Raw genomic sequence first — 16,260 nt, forward strand, 5'->3', positions numbered from 1 at the left:
TGTATCTCTGATGATTGCGGTGAGCAACGCCTTCCGGGACACTTCGACTGACGATTCGTCGGGATGGTGCTGATGGTACTCCGGAAGGGCGGTACGGCCGCCGCTGCTGCGGGAGTTGTTGCGTTCGGGTTCCTCGGTCTGGTGACCATGGGGACGTTTGCGGCGAGTGGGGCGCCGCAGCAGTCGGCGAATCGTTCCGCCCTCTCTCCGGGGACGGTGCCGGCGGCCTACCAGGACGCGATCCAGAAGTGGGGCTCGCTCTGCCCGGAGATCTCCCCGCCGATGCTCGCGGCGCAGCTGTACCAGGAAAGCGGTTTCGATCCCAAGGCCCAATCCGGCGTCGGGGCCCAGGGAATGGCGCAGTTCATGCCGGGCACCTGGCCGGGGTACGCCACGGACGGTGACGGGGACGGCAAGAAGGACGTCTGGAACCCGTACGACGCGATCGCCACGGCGGCGGTCTACGACTGCGCCCTCGCCAAGGACGTGGCGGGGGTGCCGGGCGATCCGCAGGCCAACATGCTGGCCGCCTACAACGCCGGCCCGTACGCGGTGACGACGAACCGGGGCATCCCGCCGTACAAGGAGACCCAGGGGTACGTGCGGAACATCCAGGCGATGGCCCGCAGTTTCACCGCGCCGACCGCGCCGGTGGCGGTGTCCGCGCAGTCGGCCGCCGCGATCTACTTCGCGCAGACCAAGCTCGGCACCCCGTACCTGTGGGGCGGTGACGGGGCGGCCTGGCAGAACGGGCGGTTCGACTGCTCCGGGCTCACCGTGGCCGCGTTCGGCACCGTGGGCATCACCCTGCCCCGGGTGGCCAACGACCAGTGGTATGCCGGGCCGCACCCGTCGCGGGATCAGTTGCGGCCGGGTGACCTGGTGTTCTTCGCGACGGACCTGAGCGATCCGCGGACCATCCACCACGTGGGGATCTACGTCGGCGGCGGCTACATGATCAACGCGCCGCACACCGGAGCGGTGATCCGCTACGACAAGATCGACACCAAGGAGTACATCGGGGCGACCCGGGTCACCACGGACGGCGCCCAGGCGCTGCCGACCCGCAACGACAACAGCGGCGCGGTCAACGCCCCGAGCCGCCCGGGCACGACGGCGCCGACCACCCCGGCGGCCCCGGCCCAGCCCGCGCTCGCCGCCCCTCCCGCCCCGACCGCCCCGGGGCGGACCGGCTGAGGCGGCGGGACCGGCGGGACCGGCGGAACCGGTGGGACCGGCCGAAACGTCCGTGCACCTGTGTGCGGCCTGTGGACGCTGAGTCAAGTTTCCATAACCGCGCGTTTCCGTGGAACGCTGTGTCCCGGCGATGACGTTGGGTCCGGTGGCCCCTCGTCAGCTTCACGCGTCGGGGGCCCCGGCGGGAACGAACAGGTGCAGCGGACCAGAAGAAGGAGGTACGGCGTGTCGACGCCGCTTGCCGACACGACCAACCCCGACCTCGGCCTGCTCTACGCCGTCAACGGCCTGGCCAAGCGCGCCCCCCAGTGGCTGGACCACCTGGTCTCGTGGACAGGCGAGTACGGCATCCTGATCGGCCTCGCGATGCTCGGGCTGGTGGGGTGGCTGCAGGCCAGACGCCGCCCGGACGCGCCGGTGGCGATCGCCGGGCTGCTCTGGGTGCCGCTCTCGGTGGCCATCGCCGAGCTGGCCAATCTGCCGATCGCCGCGATCGTGGACCGGCCGCGGCCCTTCGTCGACCACCCGGGCCTGCTGGTGCTGGTGGACGGCAAGGCGGGCACCCACTCCTTCGTCAGCGACCACTCGACCATGACGATGGCCGTGGCGGTGTCGCTGTTCCTGGTGAACCGGAGACTGGGCTGGATCGCCGGCGGGCTGGCCCTGTTGCAGGGCTTCTGCCGGATGTTCATGGGCGTCCACTACCCGACCGACGTGATCGGCGGCTTCGCGCTCGCCGTGGCCGTGGTGCTGCTGCTGGCGCCGATCGCGATGGCGGTGCTGGTCCCGTTCTGCCACGCGCTGAGCCGGACGGCGGTCGCCCCGCTGATCCGGGCCCCGGAGCGCGGCGGCACCGGCGGGGCCAGTGGGGTCGGCCGTGGCGGCGCCCAGCGCGGCCGCCGACGCGGGCGGGGGGCGGTGCGCTCCGAGGAGCAGCCGCCGGAGTCCGACCTCGCGGCCTGATCCGACCGGATCCGCCGGACCGAAGCTAGTCCGGCGCCCCGCCGCCGGATTCGGTGAGGTGGTCGGCCGCCTCACGACGGGCCAGGTCGCGGGAGCGGCGGGCCGCAGAGTACCAGCCGCAGCTGCAGGCCGCGAAGGCGAAGGAGCCGCGCTCGCTGACCGCGACGCGGTGCTCGGGCATCGGGGTGGTGCCGGGGGCCACCGGCAGCTCACTGTGCACGGGATTCACCGTAACGTGCCGGACGCCCCGGGCGCGACGCCGCCGGTTTCCGCCGGGCCCGTAACCCCTGGCGGCCCAACTCGTTTGCCCGGAAAGAGCTCTGCCCGCCCGGTGGTGGCCGGCGGGGCAGTCGGGCCCGAGGGGGTTGTCGCGAGGATGAAGATGACCGACCAGCAGCGAACCGGGCGGCCAGCGCGCCGCCCGGGGCCGCACCTGCGCTCGGCGGCCGGGGCCGCCCTGCTCGCCGCCGCCCTGGCCGCGGGGGCCGCCGGGTGCTCCGGTGGTTCCGGTGGCGGCTCCTCCGACCAGCAGTCGAGCGCCCCGGACCAGCTGGCCGGCGACCCGGTGACGGCGGTGCGCAACGCCGCCGACATCACGGGTCGGACGGGTTCCGCGCACGCCGCCACCGAGCTGGTCACGGAGTCCGCCGACAAGAAGGCCTCCTTCTCCGGAGCCGGCGGCTACGACTACGTGAAGCGGATCGGCCGGCTGGAGGTCCAGGTGCCGCCGGGGGCGGCGACCACCGGGAAGATCGTCGAGGTGGTCCTGCCGGGCACCGTCTACCTGCAGAACAGCGGCGCCAAGGTGCCCGAGGGCAAGTGGGTCAAGCTGGACGTGCGCCAGCTGCCGGACGGCAACCTGGTCAGCAGCGGCGCTACCGATCCGGCCACCGCGGCGGGTGCGCTGCGCGGGGTCCAGAAGGCCGACCTGGTCGGCACCGAGACCGTGGACGGCACCCCGCTGCACCACTACCGGGGCACCCTGGACCTGGCCAAGGCGGCCGACGCCACCGGCGGCCGGGGCGGGGACGGTCTGCGGATGGGCGGGCAGACCTTCACCGTCAAGGAGGTCCCGTACGACGCCTGGCTGGACGACCAGGGCCGGCTGCACAAGGTGGTGGAGGTGTTCACCTTCGCCGGGGTGGCCGGTTCGAAGGAGGCCAAGGACCAGGTGAAGGTCACCTCGACGACCGCGCTGTCGGACTTCGGCAAGCCGGTCGAGGCGGCCGAGCCGCCGTCCTCGGACATCTATCAGATGAAGCCCTCGGAGAGCCCGAAGTAGAGCTGCTCGAACACGCCCCGGGGCCGCCGGGGGGCAGCGCTCCGGCGCCGGGGCGTAACGGGGCGCCGCCGGGGCGGGTGGCCGTCCGGGGAGCGACGGCCACCCGTTTCGGCGGCGCCGAGATGGCCCGTCCGTGCCATGTGGACGGGCCCCGGAGTGCCTAGGCTGGACGCCGGGTGGCTGCCGCCCGGGCTGGCGAGGCACTGAAGGGGTGGTGCAGGTGGTGTCGTCCACGGGCGGCCGCAACGGCGGCCACGACGACGCGGCCCTCGACGAGATCGAGCTGGCCGGCGAGCTGATGATCGCCGCGACGGCCAGCAGCGGGGACCGGCTGCCGACCGAGCGGATCGACGAGGTGCTGCTGGACCGGGTGGACCCGGCCCGGGTCGAGCGGGAGGGCGACGGCTGACGGGAGCCCCGGGCCGCCCCGGGGCCGGGTCAGCTTCGCAGCAGTCGGCCGATCGCGGCCGAGGCCTCCGCCACCTTGGCGTCCAGTTCGACGCCGCCCTGCTCGGCGGCCGCGGCGACGCAGTGCCGCAGGTGCTCCTCCAGCAGGGAGAGTGCGAAGGACTGGAGGGCCTTGGTGCTGGCCGAGACCTGGGTGAGCACGTCGATGCAGTAGACGTCCTCGTCGACCATCCGCTGGAGGCCGCGGATCTGGCCCTCGATCCGGCGCAGCCGCTTGAGGTGGGCGTCCTTCTGCGCGCTGTAGCCGTGCGGGCCGTGCCCGCCGCCGTGGCCCGCGGCGGCGGGGGCGCCGACCTGCGGGTCGGTGCCCGGCGCGTGGTCCGGCTCGGTGCGCGCTTGCGTCGTGGTCATCGGCCCGCCTTCGTCTGAGTGCCTGGTGGCTGCGTCGGCCACCAGTGTCCAACACCGGGGCCGTGTGTGGTGTTCCGACGGCTCACCCGGCATGTGCCGAACGGCCTGGTGGGGGTCGTGGCGGGGTTCACCCGTCTGAGCGGCGCCCCGGTCTTCCGCACGCGGGACGGGGCAATCCCGCCGAGGTTCCGTCAGACTGAGTCCTTGCGTCCGTACCTGGCGGTGCGGTCCGGGCAGCCGGCGTGACAGCCAAACGGAAGGGGAGGTTCCGCCTCCCCGGGCACCACCCCGTTTGCGCGATCGCGCTTGGTTGCACCTAGCATCGTTCAGTCCCTACCCCGCACATCGGAGAATTCCGTGCGTTTTAGCCTGACCCCGAAGGAGACGAGTTTCTACGACATGTTCGCCGCCGCCGCGGAGAACCTCGTCGTCGGATCGAAGCTCCTGCTGGAACTGCTGGGATCAGACGTGTCGGCCCGCGCGGAGATCGTCGAGCGCATGCGCGCCGCCGAGCACGCCGGGGACGACACCACCCATGCCGTCTTCCACCAGCTGAACTCCTCCTTCATCACGCCCTTCGACCGCGAGGACATCTACAGCCTCGCCTCGTCGCTGGACGACATCATGGACTTCATGGAGGAGGCCGTCGACCTGGTCGTCCTCTACGACGTCCAGACCCTGCCGAAGGGCGTCGAGCAGCAGATCGAGGTGCTCGCCCGGGCCGCGGAGCTCACCGCCGCGGCGATGCCGAACCTGCGCAGCATGTCGAACCTCACCGAGTACTGGATCGAGGTCAACCGGCTGGAGAACCAGGCCGACCAGATCCACCGCAAGCTCCTCGCCCACCTGTTCTCCGGTCAGTACGACGCCATCGAGGTCCTCAAGCTCAAGCAGATCGTGGACGTCCTTGAGGAGGCGGCGGACGCGTTCGAGCACGTCGCCAACACGGTGGAGACCATCGCCGTCAAGGAGTCCTGACCCTCGTGGACATGGCAGCACTCATCGCCGTCATCGGGGTTGCGTTCTTCTTCACGTACACCAACGGCTTCCACGACTCGGCGAACGCGATCGCCACGTCGGTCTCCACCCGGGCTCTGACCCCGAAGGCCGCGCTCGCGATGGCCGCCGTGATGAACCTGGCCGGCGCCTTCCTCGGCAGCGGCGTGGCACACACCGTCTCCAAGGGGATCATCGAGACGCCCACCGGCAACCAGGGGATGGCGATCCTGTTCGCGGCCCTGGTCGGCGCGATCGCGTGGAACCTGATCACCTGGTACTTCGGCCTGCCGTCCTCCTCCTCGCACGCGCTGTTCGGCGGCATGGTGGGCGCGGCCCTGGCCGGCGGCATCGACGTGATCTGGAGCGGGGTCCTCGACAAGATCGTCATCCCGATGATCGTCTCGCCGATCGTCGGCCTGATCGGCGGCTTCGCCGTGATGCTGGCGATCCTGTGGATCTTCCGCCGGGCCAACCCGCACCGCGCCAAGCGCAACTTCCGGGTCGCCCAGACCGCCTCGGCCGCCGCGATGGCGCTGGCACACGGCCTGCAGGACGCCCAGAAGACGATGGGCATCGTGGTCATGGCGCTCACCATCTCCGGTCACCAGACCACGGGCGACATCCCGGTCTGGGTGAAGATCTCCTGCGCGACCATGCTCTCGCTGGGCACCTACGCGGGCGGCTGGCGGATCATGCGGACCCTCGGCCGGAAGATCATCGAGCTGGACCCGCCGCAGGGCTTCGCGGCCGAGGCCACCTCCGCGGCGATCATGTACATCACGTCGTTCGTCTTCAAGGCGCCGATCTCCACCACCCACGTGATCACCGCGGCGATCATGGGCGCGGGGGCCACCAAGCGGATCCGCGCGGTGCGCTGGGGCGTCGCGAAGAACATCGTGCTCGGCTGGTTCATCACGATGCCGGCGGCCGCCATCGTCGCAGCGCTGGTGTACTGGTTCGTCCACCTGTTCTGGGGCTGACCCCGGAGCCTCAGCCCCGCCCCGGAGGCGAGCGGGCGAACAACCCGCCCCGAGCGCCCCGGAGGCGATCGGGCGAACAACTTCAGGGCCCGCCCCCACATCTCGGGGGCGGGCCCTTCTCATGTCCCACGGCGGCACCGCCATGCAGCACCGCGGGACAGCTGGGGTCGGGCTTAGCCGAAGCGGCCGGAGATGTAGTCCTCGGTCGCCTGCACCGACGGGTTGGAGAAGATCCGCTGGGTGTCGTCCAGCTCGATCAGCTTGCCCGGCTGGCCGACGCCGGCCAGGTTGAAGAAGGCGGTGCGGTCGCTGACGCGGGCCGCCTGCTGCATGTTGTGGGTCACGATGACGATGGTGAACTGCGCCTTCAGCTCGCCGATCAGGTCCTCGATGGCGAGGGTGGAGATCGGGTCGAGCGCCGAGCAGGGCTCGTCCATCAGCAGGACCTGCGGCTCGACCGCGATCGCGCGGGCGATGCACAGGCGCTGCTGCTGACCGCCGGAGAGGCCGGCCCCGGGCTTGTTCAGCCGGTTGTGGACCTCCTTCCAGAGGTTGGCGCCCTTCAGCGAGCGCTCCACCACCTCGTCCAGGACGGCCTTCTTCCGCACGCCGGCGAGCTTGAGCCCGGCGACCACGTTGTCGTAGATCGACATGGTCGGGAACGGGTTCGGGCGCTGGAAGACCATGCCGATGGAGCGGCGCACGGCGACCGGGTCGACGTTGGAGGCGTACAGGTTCTCGTCGTCCAGGAGGACCTTGCCCTCGACCCGGGCGCCGGGGATCACCTCGTGCATCCGGTTGAGGGTGCGCAGGAAGGTGGACTTGCCGCAGCCGGAGGGGCCGATGAAGGCCGTCACGGAGCGGGGCTCGATGCTCATCGAGATGTCCTCGATGGCCTTGGTGGTGCCGTAGTAGGCCGACAGTCCGCTGACGTCGATGCGCTTGGCCATGATCGTTGCTTCTCTCGTCTGTCTCGTACGTCAGTCGGTCGCTCAGTGTCCGGCCTTGGGCGAGCGCCAGCGTGCGATGCCCCGGGCGACGAGGTTGAGCCCCATCACGAAGGCGATCAGCACCAGCGCGGCGCCCCAGGCGCGGGCGTAGCCGAAGTCGTTGTTGACCACCGAGTACTGCTGCCAGATGTACATCGGCAGGGACTGCTGCGGTCCGTCGAACGGGTTGCTGTTGATGTAGTCGGCGCCGAACACCAGCATCATCACCGGGGCGGTCTCGCCGGTGATGCGGGCGACCGCGAGCATCACACCGGTGGTGATGCCGCCGATCGCGGTGGGGAGGACGATCCGCAGGATGGTCTTCCACTTCGGCACGCCGAGGGCGTACGAGGCTTCGCGCAGCTCGTTCGGGACGAGCTTGAGCATCTCCTCGGTGGAGCGGACCACGACCGGGATCATCAGGATCGCCAGCGCGAGACTGCCCGAGAAGCCGGAGTAGCCGAAGCCCAGGGCGAGGTTCCACAGCGAGAGGACGAACAGACCGGCGACGATCGACGGGACACCCGTCATGACGTCGACGAAGAAGGTGACGGCCTTGGCGAGCCGGCCGCGGCCGTACTCCACCAGGTAGACGGCGGTCAGCAGGCCCAGCGGGGCGGCCATCACGGTGGCCAGGCCGACCTGCTGGAGGGTGCCGAGCAGCGCGTGGTAGATGCCGCCGCCGGGGCCGGACTGGATGACGCCCTTCATCGAGTGGCTCAGGAAGTTCCCGTTCACCACGCCGATGCCCTGCTGGATCGTGTAGACGGTCAGCGAGACCAGCGGGACCACGGCCAGGATGAAGGCGACCCAGACCACCGAGGTGGCGAAGCGGTCCTTGGCCTGGCGGCGGCCCTCGACCTGGGCCGAGATCAGGTAGCTGCCGAGCAGGAACAGCAGCGCCGAGATCAGGCCCCACTGCAGGTGGCTCTCCAGCCCGCCGGCGGCGCCGATCGCGCAGCCGACCGCGATCGATCCGACGGCGACGACGGGCGGGGTCCACCGGGGCAGCCGGTTGGCGGTCAGCTTCGGGCCGACCTGCGGCCGGGCGTCCTCAGGGACGGTGACGGTGGTCATGCGTTGGCCCCCGAGTACTCCTTGCGGCGGGCGATGATCAGTCGCGCGGCACCGTTCACCAGCAGGGTGATGACGAACAGGACGAGGCCGGAGGCCATCAGCGCGTCGCGGCCGTTGTTGCCGGCCTCGGCGAACTTCAGCGCGATGTTCTGCGCGAAGGTGCCGCCGCCCGCGTCCAGGATGTGCAGCGACAGGACGCTGTTGGCGGAGAGCACCACGGCGACCGCGATGGTCTCGCCGAGTGCCCGGCCGAGGCCGAGCATCGAGGCCGAGATGATGCCGGGGCGGCCGAACGGCAGCACCGCGGTGCGGATCATCTCCCAGCGGGTCGCGCCGAGCGCGAGCGCCGCCTCCTCGTGCATCCGCGGCACCTGGCGGAACACCTCGCGGGAGACCGCGGTGATGATCGGCAGGATCATGATCGCCAGCAGGATGCCGACGGTGAACAGGTTGCGCGGGGTGCCGGTCTTGGTCTGGTCGAAGAGGTACGTCCAGCCCAGGTACTGGTTGAGCCAGCTGGTCAGCCCGTCCATGTGCGGGACGAGGAACAGCGCGCCCCAGAGGCCGTAGACGATGCTGGGGACGGCGGCGAGCAAGTCGACCAGGTAGGCGAACGGCTGGGCGATCCGCCGCGGCGCGTAGTGCGAGATGAACAGCGCGATCCCGATGGCCACCGGGACGGCGATCACCATCGCGATGAGGGCGCTGACGATGGTGCCGAAGGCCAGGACGGCGATGCCGAAGACCGGCTTCGGGGCGTCCGGCGTCCACTCGAAGGTGGTGAGGAAGTTGCCGTCGTTGTTGCTGAGGGCCTGACCCGAGCGCCAGGCCAGGAAGCCGGCGATCGCGGCCATGATGACCAGCAGCAGGATGCCCGCACCGCGGGCGAGGTTCATGAAGATCTTGTCGCCGACACGGCTGTCGCGCGCTCGGCGTTCCCTGCCTCGCGGGGCGGCAGGGGAGGATGAAGTCATTGGTCTACTCCGGTCTGGTGGTGCCGCCCCGGTAGGGGGTCGGCACCATGGCGGCGGTGCCCCGGACGTTGGTGCTGGATGGTCGTACTCCGGTGGGACGGCCCCTGCCCCCCTCGCTCACGGGGCCGTCCCACCGGGAGTCCTGTCGGGTCAGGCCAGGGTGCCGACGGCGGCCTTGACCTTGTCGCCGATCGCGGCCGGCATCGGGACGTAGCCCTTGTCGCCGATCGACTTCTGGGCGGCGTCGCTGATGGTGTAGGTCAGGAAGGACTTCAGGGTGTCCAGCGTCTCGGGCTTGTTGCCCTTGTCGCAGGCGATCTCGTAGGTCACCAGGACGATCGGGTAGGCGTTGTCGGCCTTGGTGCCGTAGTCCAGGGCGAGCGCGAGGTCACCGTCGGTGCCCGACACGGTGGAGGAGGCGATGGTGAGCGCGGCGTTGGCGGCGGTCGCCTCGACGGGCTTGGCGGCACCGGTGGCGATCTGGGCGCTCTTCAGGTTGTTGGTCTGGGCGTAGGACAGCTCGGCGTAGCCGATCGAGTTCTTGACCTGCTTGATCTGGGCGGAGACACCGGCGCTGCCGTTCGCGGACTGGCCGTTCTTGCCCTTCCACGACTTGCTCGGCTCCGCGGTCCAGGCGCCGCCCGAGGTCTTGGCGAAGTAGGAGGTCAGGTTGAAGGTGGTGCCGGAGTCGTCCGAGCGGTGGAAGCTCTGGATCTCGGCGTCCGGCAGCTTCGCGCTCGGGTTCAGCGCGACGATGGCCGGGTCGTTCCACTTGGTGATCTGCGAGTCGAAGATCTTGGCGGCGGTCGGGCCGTCCAGGACCAGGTTGTCGACGCCCTCGACGTTGTAGACCAGCGACACCAGGCCGGCCACCATCGGCAGGTCGATCGCCTTGCCACCGGTGCAGACGGCCTTGGAGGCGTCGACGTCGGCCGGCTTCAGCGCGAAGTCGGTACCGGCGAAGGCCACCTTGCCCTGGGTGAACTGCTGGACACCGGCACCGGAGCCGCCGCCGCTGTAGTTGACCGTGGTGCCGGAGCAGGACGAACCGAAGTTGGTCTTCCACACGTCGATGGCCGGGGCCTGCGCGGTCGAACCGGCGCCGAGCAGCGTGCCGGGCTTGCCACAGTTGACCGCGGCACCGGCCGCGGCGGAGCTGCCAGAGCCACCGGACGCCTTGGTGTTGTTGTTGTCGTCCGAACCGCAGGCGGCGAGCGACAGCGAGCTGACGAGCGCCATGGCACCGATGGCGAGGGCCTTGGAGCGGCCGTTCCGCTGGAGCTTCACAGGGGTGTCCCTTTCTGTGGCATTGCCCGTCGCGCAGACCGTGCGGACACGGCCGAGCGCGGGTTTTGCTGTGGTCCGGGGCCCGTCCGGCCCTCCGGTAGTCCCGAAGTTAGGCCGGGTAAGTGACACGTCAGCCGGTCGCAAGTGAACGGGGAGTGAACCTCGAACGGATGACAGGAAACTACGTCACGTAGTAACGGTTGCGTCACGCCCAGGACGCGAGAAGATCACTTCCACCGGTCCTTCGCCGGTGCTCGCCCGCCCGTGCGTACGGGCTTGGCACCCAGGATCACCAGCAGCGCGTCGATCAGCAACCGGTCCCGGTCATGGGTCAACCGCGCCCGAGCCTTGCCCGCCGGCAGCCACTCCAGGCGGTCGACCTCCCGGTTCGGCCGGAAGGCGCCCCCGGTCGGCACCGCGGCCCAGTAGCGGACCTCCTTCGGACGGCCCTGCGCCAGGTAGTGCTGGGCGGGCAGCTCCGGACCGAGCAGGCAGTGGAAGCCGGTCTCCTCCCGCACCTCGCGCAGCGCCGCCTCGACCACGCCCTCGCCCGGATCGAGCTTGCCCTTGGGCAGGCTCCAGTCGTCGTACTTCGGCCGGTGGATCACCGCGATCCGCGGCCGCCCCAGCCGGCCGCTGGGCTTCGGCCGTCCGGGCAGCCAGAGCACCCCGCCCGCCGCCAGGACCACCGGGGCGCGGCCCGCCCCGGTCGGATGCGCGTCCACCGGCTGCCCGGTGCTCAGGCGATCGTGCAAGTCAGGCCGTCCGTGGTGCGGGGGAATGCCCCCAGCCCTCGGCCGGGGGGATCTCCAGCCAGCCGTCCGGGCCTGGCGGGAGTTCGGGCCACCGGCGGCCGAAGGCGTACCGCGCCGCCTCCACCTCCAGTCGCTGATCAGCATGCACCACGCCCAGCACGTAGGCGGTCGCGGGGGTGATCCGCGGGGTGCGCGCCGCCGTCGCCGCGGTGACCGCGGCGTCCGCCGCCTCCTGGTGCCGGCCCAGCACCGCGTCCAGCTCGTCCAGCTCGGCGGACTGCCGGCCACACACCTCCAGTGCGTACCGGGCCCGCTTCACCAGGATCCGCAGCCGGGACCAGGGCGCGTCGTCCGCGGCCAGCGCGGTGTCCGCGTCCGCCGTACCGCGCGCCGCGGGCACCGCGCCCAGCCGGCGCAGCCCGTCCCCGCCGTACGGCGTCGCGGCCCGCCGCAACGGCAGCTGCTGGGCACTCGCCGACAGCGCGGTGAGCGCGGCCGCCGCCTGCGGCAGCAGCACCGCCGACGCCCGGCCGCCCGCCGCCTCCAGCAGCGGCGCCTCACCGACCAGCAGGGTCATCCGGTCCGCCAGGGCGTGCAGCCGGGCCGAGCGGAGCTCCTGGAGCACCGTGGAGTGCGCCCTGGTCCGGGCCAGGGTCAGCTGCCGGTCCAGCAGCGCCCGCGCCTTGGGGGCGCCGGCGTGCCCGGCCAGCATGCCCGTGCCCTCCGGGTCGGTGCCGCTCAGCGAGTCCACCGCGCCCAGCAGCCGGGCCGCGCGGCGGACGTAACCGGGCTCCAGCGCCAGCAGGTTGAGCAGCCAGCGCAGTTCGGTGCGCGACTCCTGCGCCCAGGTCTGTTCGAAGACCGTCCCGAAGGTGTGCAGCAGTCCGCCGACCCGCCGTACGGCCCGCAGCAGGTCGGCGGTGCCGTTCGCCGGGACGGCCGCGGCCGAGCCCGGTCTGGCGCCGACCTCGCCCACCGCGAGCGGCAGGGCGCGCAGGAACGCCCCGGCCTGGGCGGTGAGATGGCGGGAAAGGATGTCCCCGGCGGTCGCTGTGGAGGCCGCCTGGGCCGTCATCGGCGCATCGGTCATGGCGTGGTAGATCCCCGTTCCCCCGGGGCCCTTCCCCGGGGCTGGTGGCCGACCGCCGGAGCAGGTCCCCTCGGGGCCTCGGGGGCCCCGACCGCTCCGACGGCTCGCATCAGTGGACGCGTCAGCGCGAGGTGGCGGCCCGGCGGCGCTGGCGCGAGTCGATGAGCAGGTCCTGGACGTGCCGCAGCGGCCGGCCCTCGGCGTCCTGGGAGTGGCGCTCCCACGCGCCGTCCGGTCCCAGGTGCCAGGACTCGGTCTCGTCCGAGACACCGAGGTCGATCAGCCCGGACAGCTCGGCGCGGTGCGCCGGGTCGGTGATCCGCATCAGGGCCTCGATCCGGCGGTCCAGGTTGCGGTGCATCATGTCGGCGCTGCCGATCCACACCTCGGGATCGCCGTTGTTGCCGAACACGAAGACCCGGGAGTGCTCCAGGAAGCGACCCAGGATGCTGCGCACCCGGATGTTCTCGCTCAGCCCCGGCACCCCCGGCCGGATCGCGCAGATCCCGCGCACCCAGACGTCCACCGGCACCCCGGCCTGCGAGGCCCGGTAGAGCGCGTCGATCACGGCCTCGTCGACGATCGAGTTGACCTTGATCTTCACGAACGCGGGCCGGCCCGCCTGGTGGTGGGCGATCTCGTTGTGGATCCGCGAGACCAGCCCGTCGCGCAGGCCGCGCGGGGCGGTCAGCAGCCGGCGGTAGGACTCGCGGCGGGAGTAGCCGGACAGCCGGTTGAAGAGGTCCGAGAGGTCCGCGCCGACCTGCGGGTCGGAGGTGAGCAGACCGAGGTCCTCGTACAGCCGGGCCGTCTTCGGGTGGTAGTTGCCGGTGCCGACGTGCGAGTAGCGGCGCAGGGTGTCGCCCTCCTGGCGGACCACCAGCGACAGCTTGCAGTGGGTCTTCAGCCCGACCAGGCCGTAGACCACGTGGCAGCCGGACTCCTCCAGCTTGCGGGCCCACTTGATGTTGGCCTGCTCGTCGAAGCGCGCCTTGATCTCGACCAGCACCAGCACCTGCTTGCCGGACTCGGCCGCGTCGATCAGGGCGTCCACGATCGGCGAGTCGCCCGAGGTGCGGTAGAGGGTCTGCTTGATCGCCAGCACGTCCGGGTCGGCGGCGGCCTGCTCCAGGAAGGCCTGCACCGAGGTGGAGAAGCTGTCGTACGGGTGGTGCAGCAGCACGTCGCGCTCGCGCATCGCGGCGAAGATGTCCGGCTGGGAGGCGGACTCGACGTCGGTCAGCCCGCGGGCCGTACCGGCCACGAACTTCGGGTAGTTGAGCTCCGGCCGGTCCAGCTCGGCGATCCCGAACAGCCCGGTCAGGTCCAGCGGCCCGGGCAGCGGGAAGACCTCCGCCTCGGTGATGTTCAGCTCCCGCACCAGCAGGTCCAGGATGTAGGGGTCGATCGACTCCTCGACCTCCAGCCGGACCGGCGGGCCGAAGCGCCGCCGCATCAGCTCCTTCTCCAGGGCCTTGAGGATGTTCTCGGTGTCGTCCTCCTCCACCTCGAGGTCCTCGTTGCGGGTGACCCGGAAGGCGTGGTGGGCCAGCACCTCCATCCCCGGGAAGAGCTCCTCCAGGTGCGCGCCCATCACGTCCTCCAGCGGGACGTACCGCTGGGGCGAGGCCTCCAGGAAGCGGGCCAGCGACTGCGGCACCTTGACCCGGGCGAAGTGCTTGTGGCCGGACACCGGGTTGCGGACGACCACGGCCAGGTTGAGGGACAGGCCCGATATGTAGGGGAAGGGGTGCGCGGGATCGACCGCCAGCGGGGTCAGCACCGGGAAGATCTTCTGCCGGAAGAGGGTGTGCAGCCGGGCCTGCTCCTTCTCGGCCAGCTCCGGCCAGCGGACCACCTCGATGCCCTCGGCGGCGAGGTCCGGCAGCACCTCCTGCTGGAAGGCGGCGGCATGACGGGCCATCAGCTCGCGCGAGCGGGTCCAGATCAGGTCCAGCACCTCGCGCGGCTGGAGGCCGGACGCGCTGCGCTGGGCGACCCCGGTGGCGATCCGGCGCTTCAGGCCGGCCACCCGGACCATGAAGAACTCGTCCAGGTTGCTGGCGAAGATCGCCAGGAACTTGGTCCGTTCCAGCAGCGGGATCCCCGGGTCCTCCGCCAGCTCCAGGACGCGCTCGTTGAACGCGAGCCAGCTCCGCTCGCGGTCCAGGAAGCGGCCCTGCGGCAGTGCTTCGAACTCCTGCTCGTCCGTGGTCGACAGCTCCGGCGGAACGCCCAGCGCACCGGACATCCGGGCCGTGGGCGACGGCGGGGCAGAGACGGGGCGGGGGATGCTCATGGGTTCCAGCTCCTCCAGCAGGACGGCGTCCGGACGCGAATGGCTCTGCGGGCCGTCGTCCTCGCCCCGGGTCGACCCCGGGGACAGCGCCCACCCACCCGGCGCGGTCCGTACAGGACCGGCCGGCGAATGGCGGTCGACTCTGCACGAGCGAGACACTACGGACTTCATCCTGTGATCTTCGCGGCAGCAATTGAATCCACGGTAAACACCGCATGGCCGGGAGGAAAGCTGAGTCGGTCGGAGCAAGGGGCGGCGGCCCTCCCCGCCGCTCCCCCGCGACCTCTCCGTTACCGCCGGGCCGTCCGTGGCCTGCGGGCGGGGACGGCCCGGACGGGGCCGCGGATGCGGGCGGTGGCTTGGGCGGGCTGTGGGCTTGGGCGGGCCGTGGCCGGTGAGGCCGTGGCTAGCGGCGGGGGGCCGTTCGGTCCGCCTGGTACCGGGCGCGGTACATGAGGTCCACCTCGTGGATGGTGAATCCCAGTCGCTCGTACACCCGGACCGCGGCCGGATTGTCGGCGTCGACGTAGAGGAGGACGGTCGCCAGTCCGCGCTCGCCGTCACCTGACCCGGTCAGGTGACGCAGGCCGGCCGCGGTCAGCGCCCGACCCAGGCCGCTGCCCTGCTCGGCCGGGTCCACCCCGACCACGTAGACCTCGCCCAGCTCCGGCTCGGTGGCGGTGGCCGGGTGCACCTTCGTCCAGTGGAAACCAACCACCTTGCCGCCCCGCGTCGCCAGGAAGAAGCCGGCCGGGTCGAACCAGGGCTCGGCGATGCGCTCGGCCAGGTCCTGCTCCGTCCAGGAACCCTGCTCGGGGTGGTGGGCGAAGGCCAGGGCGTTCAGCCGCAACCACTCGGCGTCGTCCTCCCCCGGGCGGAAGGTCCGCAGCTCGATGCCCTCGGGGACGGGCACCGCCTCGGTCTGCGCACCGGTCCGGCGCATCTGCCGCAGCTCCCGGACCAGCTCGGCGCCGTACGCCTCGGCCAGGTGCCGGGCCGCCGGGTGTCCGCCGTGCACCCAGAAGTCCACCGCGTCGTGCCCGGCTCCGTGCGCCTGCGCCAGGACGGCGTCGACCAGCGGACGGGCCAGGCCGCGGCCCCGGGCGGCCGGGTCGACCACCAGCTCGGCAGCGGGGTTGGCGGGCGGGTTCGCGGTGGGGTTCGCGGCTGCGTTCTCCGGAACCTCGACCTGGCCGTAGCCGACAACGGATCCGCTCTCGCTCCCGATGATGTGGGTGACACCCGGCCGAGGCGTCTCGGCGTTCCGCAGCCGCAGCCGGCCCTGCTCGGAGACGGCGGCCCGGCCGTCGACCGCCTGGGCCTCCGCCAGAACACGCAGGGCGCCGTCGCGCTGCTCGGGGCGGAGCACGTTGTTCGCAATGACCGCTGTCTGATCGTCCATGTACCGACGATACGTCAACGGAAATGCGAAAAGCCCCTGATCCAAAGGATCAGGGGCTTTTCTGAAGAATTGTTCGGCGGCGTCCTACTCTCCCACAGGGTCCCCCCTGCAGTACCATCGGCGCTGTGAGGCTTAGCTTCCGGGTTC

At 71.3% G+C, this 16,260-nt stretch carries 16 protein-coding genes and 1 rRNA gene; 6 read left to right on the plus strand and 11 right to left on the minus strand.

From position 1 onward, the window contains the following. Nucleotides 1–72 precede the first annotated feature (72 nt). Nucleotides 73–1,197, plus strand: a complete 1,125-nt coding sequence (locus ACZ47G_RS37660) for a C40 family peptidase (protein WP_465750694.1) — start codon at nucleotides 73–75, stop codon at nucleotides 1,195–1,197. A gap of 225 nt (nucleotides 1,198–1,422) precedes the next feature. Beyond that, nucleotides 1,423–2,160 (plus strand): phosphatase PAP2 family protein, encoded by a 738-nt coding sequence (locus tag ACZ47G_RS37665; protein ID WP_465750696.1) that lies wholly within the window; start codon nucleotides 1,423–1,425, stop codon nucleotides 2,158–2,160. 25 nt (nucleotides 2,161–2,185) lie between these two features. Here ACZ47G_RS37665 and ACZ47G_RS37670 read toward each other — a convergent pair whose 3' ends face one another. Beyond that, nucleotides 2,186–2,380, minus strand: coding sequence for a hypothetical protein (locus ACZ47G_RS37670; protein ID WP_465750698.1), 195 nt, complete (start codon nucleotides 2,378–2,380; stop codon nucleotides 2,186–2,188). A gap of 162 nt (nucleotides 2,381–2,542) precedes the next feature. Here ACZ47G_RS37670 and ACZ47G_RS37675 point away from each other — a divergent pair, with 162 nt between their 5' ends. Next, nucleotides 2,543–3,442 (plus strand): SCO4651 family lipoprotein, encoded by a 900-nt coding sequence (locus ACZ47G_RS37675; RefSeq protein WP_465750700.1) that lies wholly within the window; start codon nucleotides 2,543–2,545, stop codon nucleotides 3,440–3,442. 220 nt (nucleotides 3,443–3,662) lie between these two features. Next, nucleotides 3,663–3,851 carry a hypothetical protein gene (locus tag ACZ47G_RS37680; RefSeq protein WP_465750702.1) on the plus strand — a complete coding sequence of 63 codons (189 nt, stop codon included), beginning with the start codon at nucleotides 3,663–3,665 and terminating at the stop codon, nucleotides 3,849–3,851. A gap of 29 nt (nucleotides 3,852–3,880) precedes the next feature. Here the strand turns inward: ACZ47G_RS37680 and ACZ47G_RS37685 are convergent, their stop codons facing one another. Further along, complete coding sequence (locus ACZ47G_RS37685; protein ID WP_465750704.1) at nucleotides 3,881–4,261, minus strand: metal-sensitive transcriptional regulator; 381 nt, start codon at nucleotides 4,259–4,261, stop codon at nucleotides 3,881–3,883. Between the two features lie 357 nt (nucleotides 4,262–4,618). Here ACZ47G_RS37685 and ACZ47G_RS37690 point away from each other — a divergent pair, with 357 nt between their 5' ends. Together ACZ47G_RS37690 and ACZ47G_RS37695 are read left to right on the plus strand one after the other, a co-directional pair. Next, nucleotides 4,619–5,239 carry a DUF47 domain-containing protein gene (locus ACZ47G_RS37690; protein ID WP_380461634.1) on the plus strand — a complete coding sequence of 207 codons (621 nt, stop codon included), beginning with the start codon at nucleotides 4,619–4,621 and terminating at the stop codon, nucleotides 5,237–5,239. A gap of 5 nt (nucleotides 5,240–5,244) precedes the next feature. Beyond that, nucleotides 5,245–6,240, plus strand: coding sequence for an inorganic phosphate transporter (locus tag ACZ47G_RS37695; RefSeq protein WP_465750706.1), 996 nt, complete (start codon nucleotides 5,245–5,247; stop codon nucleotides 6,238–6,240). Between the two features lie 173 nt (nucleotides 6,241–6,413). Here the strand turns inward: ACZ47G_RS37695 and pstB are convergent, their stop codons facing one another. The 9 genes from pstB to rrf form a co-directional block, all read right to left on the minus strand. After that, nucleotides 6,414–7,190: a phosphate ABC transporter ATP-binding protein PstB gene (pstB, locus tag ACZ47G_RS37700; protein ID WP_465750708.1), complete on the minus strand. Its 777-nt coding sequence runs from the start codon at nucleotides 7,188–7,190 to the stop codon at nucleotides 6,414–6,416. 42 nt (nucleotides 7,191–7,232) lie between these two features. After that, on the minus strand, nucleotides 7,233–8,306 hold the full coding sequence (gene pstA, locus ACZ47G_RS37705) for a phosphate ABC transporter permease PstA (protein ID WP_465750710.1): 1,074 nt from the start codon (nucleotides 8,304–8,306) through the stop codon (nucleotides 7,233–7,235). Beyond that, a complete protein-coding gene (pstC, locus tag ACZ47G_RS37710) occupies nucleotides 8,303–9,280 on the minus strand; it encodes a phosphate ABC transporter permease subunit PstC (protein WP_465750712.1) in 978 nt (325 codons plus the stop codon). Before pstC ends, pstA begins: the two co-directional genes overlap by 4 nt. Nucleotides 9,281–9,430: 150 nt before the next feature. Then, nucleotides 9,431–10,567, minus strand: coding sequence for a phosphate ABC transporter substrate-binding protein PstS (pstS, locus tag ACZ47G_RS37715; RefSeq protein WP_465750714.1), 1,137 nt, complete (start codon nucleotides 10,565–10,567; stop codon nucleotides 9,431–9,433). Nucleotides 10,568–10,794: 227 nt separating this feature from the next. Then, nucleotides 10,795–11,292 carry an NUDIX hydrolase gene (locus ACZ47G_RS37720; protein WP_465750723.1) on the minus strand — a complete coding sequence of 166 codons (498 nt, stop codon included), beginning with the start codon at nucleotides 11,290–11,292 and terminating at the stop codon, nucleotides 10,795–10,797. Nucleotides 11,293–11,323: 31 nt separating this feature from the next. Continuing rightward, nucleotides 11,324–12,412, minus strand: coding sequence for a CHAD domain-containing protein (locus ACZ47G_RS37725; protein WP_465750716.1), 1,089 nt, complete (start codon nucleotides 12,410–12,412; stop codon nucleotides 11,324–11,326). 121 nt (nucleotides 12,413–12,533) lie between these two features. Next, entirely contained in the window at nucleotides 12,534–14,711 is a 2,178-nt protein-coding gene (locus ACZ47G_RS37730; protein WP_465750718.1) for an RNA degradosome polyphosphate kinase, read from the minus strand. A gap of 406 nt (nucleotides 14,712–15,117) precedes the next feature. Further along, a complete protein-coding gene (gene mshD / locus ACZ47G_RS37735) occupies nucleotides 15,118–16,113 on the minus strand; it encodes a mycothiol synthase (RefSeq protein WP_465750720.1) in 996 nt (331 codons plus the stop codon). 71 nt (nucleotides 16,114–16,184) lie between these two features. Further along, nucleotides 16,185–16,260: ribosomal RNA gene (rrf, locus tag ACZ47G_RS37740) — 5S ribosomal RNA — on the minus strand; the annotation flags it as partial.

The sequence above is a fragment of the Kitasatospora sp. NPDC030952 genome, assembly GCF_055571335.1.

What these genes read in the sequence shown, in the direction of transcription:
- ACZ47G_RS37660 (WP_465750694.1), top strand. Translation starts at nt 73, where the DNA reads ATGGTACTCCGGAAGGGCGGTACGGCCGCCGCTGCTGCGGGAGTTGTT.
- ACZ47G_RS37675 (WP_465750700.1), top strand. Translation starts at nt 2,543, where the DNA reads ATGACCGACCAGCAGCGAACCGGGCGGCCAGCGCGCCGCCCGGGGCCG.
- ACZ47G_RS37685 (WP_465750704.1), bottom strand. Translation starts at nt 4,261, where the DNA reads ATGACCACGACGCAAGCGCGCACCGAGCCGGACCACGCGCCGGGCACC.
- pstB (WP_465750708.1), bottom strand. Translation starts at nt 7,190, where the DNA reads ATGGCCAAGCGCATCGACGTCAGCGGACTGTCGGCCTACTACGGCACC.
- pstA (WP_465750710.1), bottom strand. Translation starts at nt 8,306, where the DNA reads ATGACCACCGTCACCGTCCCTGAGGACGCCCGGCCGCAGGTCGGCCCG.
- pstC (WP_465750712.1), bottom strand. Translation starts at nt 9,280, where the DNA reads ATGACTTCATCCTCCCCTGCCGCCCCGCGAGGCAGGGAACGCCGAGCG.
- ACZ47G_RS37725 (WP_465750716.1), bottom strand. Translation starts at nt 12,412, where the DNA reads ATGACCGATGCGCCGATGACGGCCCAGGCGGCCTCCACAGCGACCGCC.
- ACZ47G_RS37730 (WP_465750718.1), bottom strand. Translation starts at nt 14,711, where the DNA reads ATGAGCATCCCCCGCCCCGTCTCTGCCCCGCCGTCGCCCACGGCCCGG.
- mshD (WP_465750720.1), bottom strand. Translation starts at nt 16,113, where the DNA reads ATGGACGATCAGACAGCGGTCATTGCGAACAACGTGCTCCGCCCCGAG.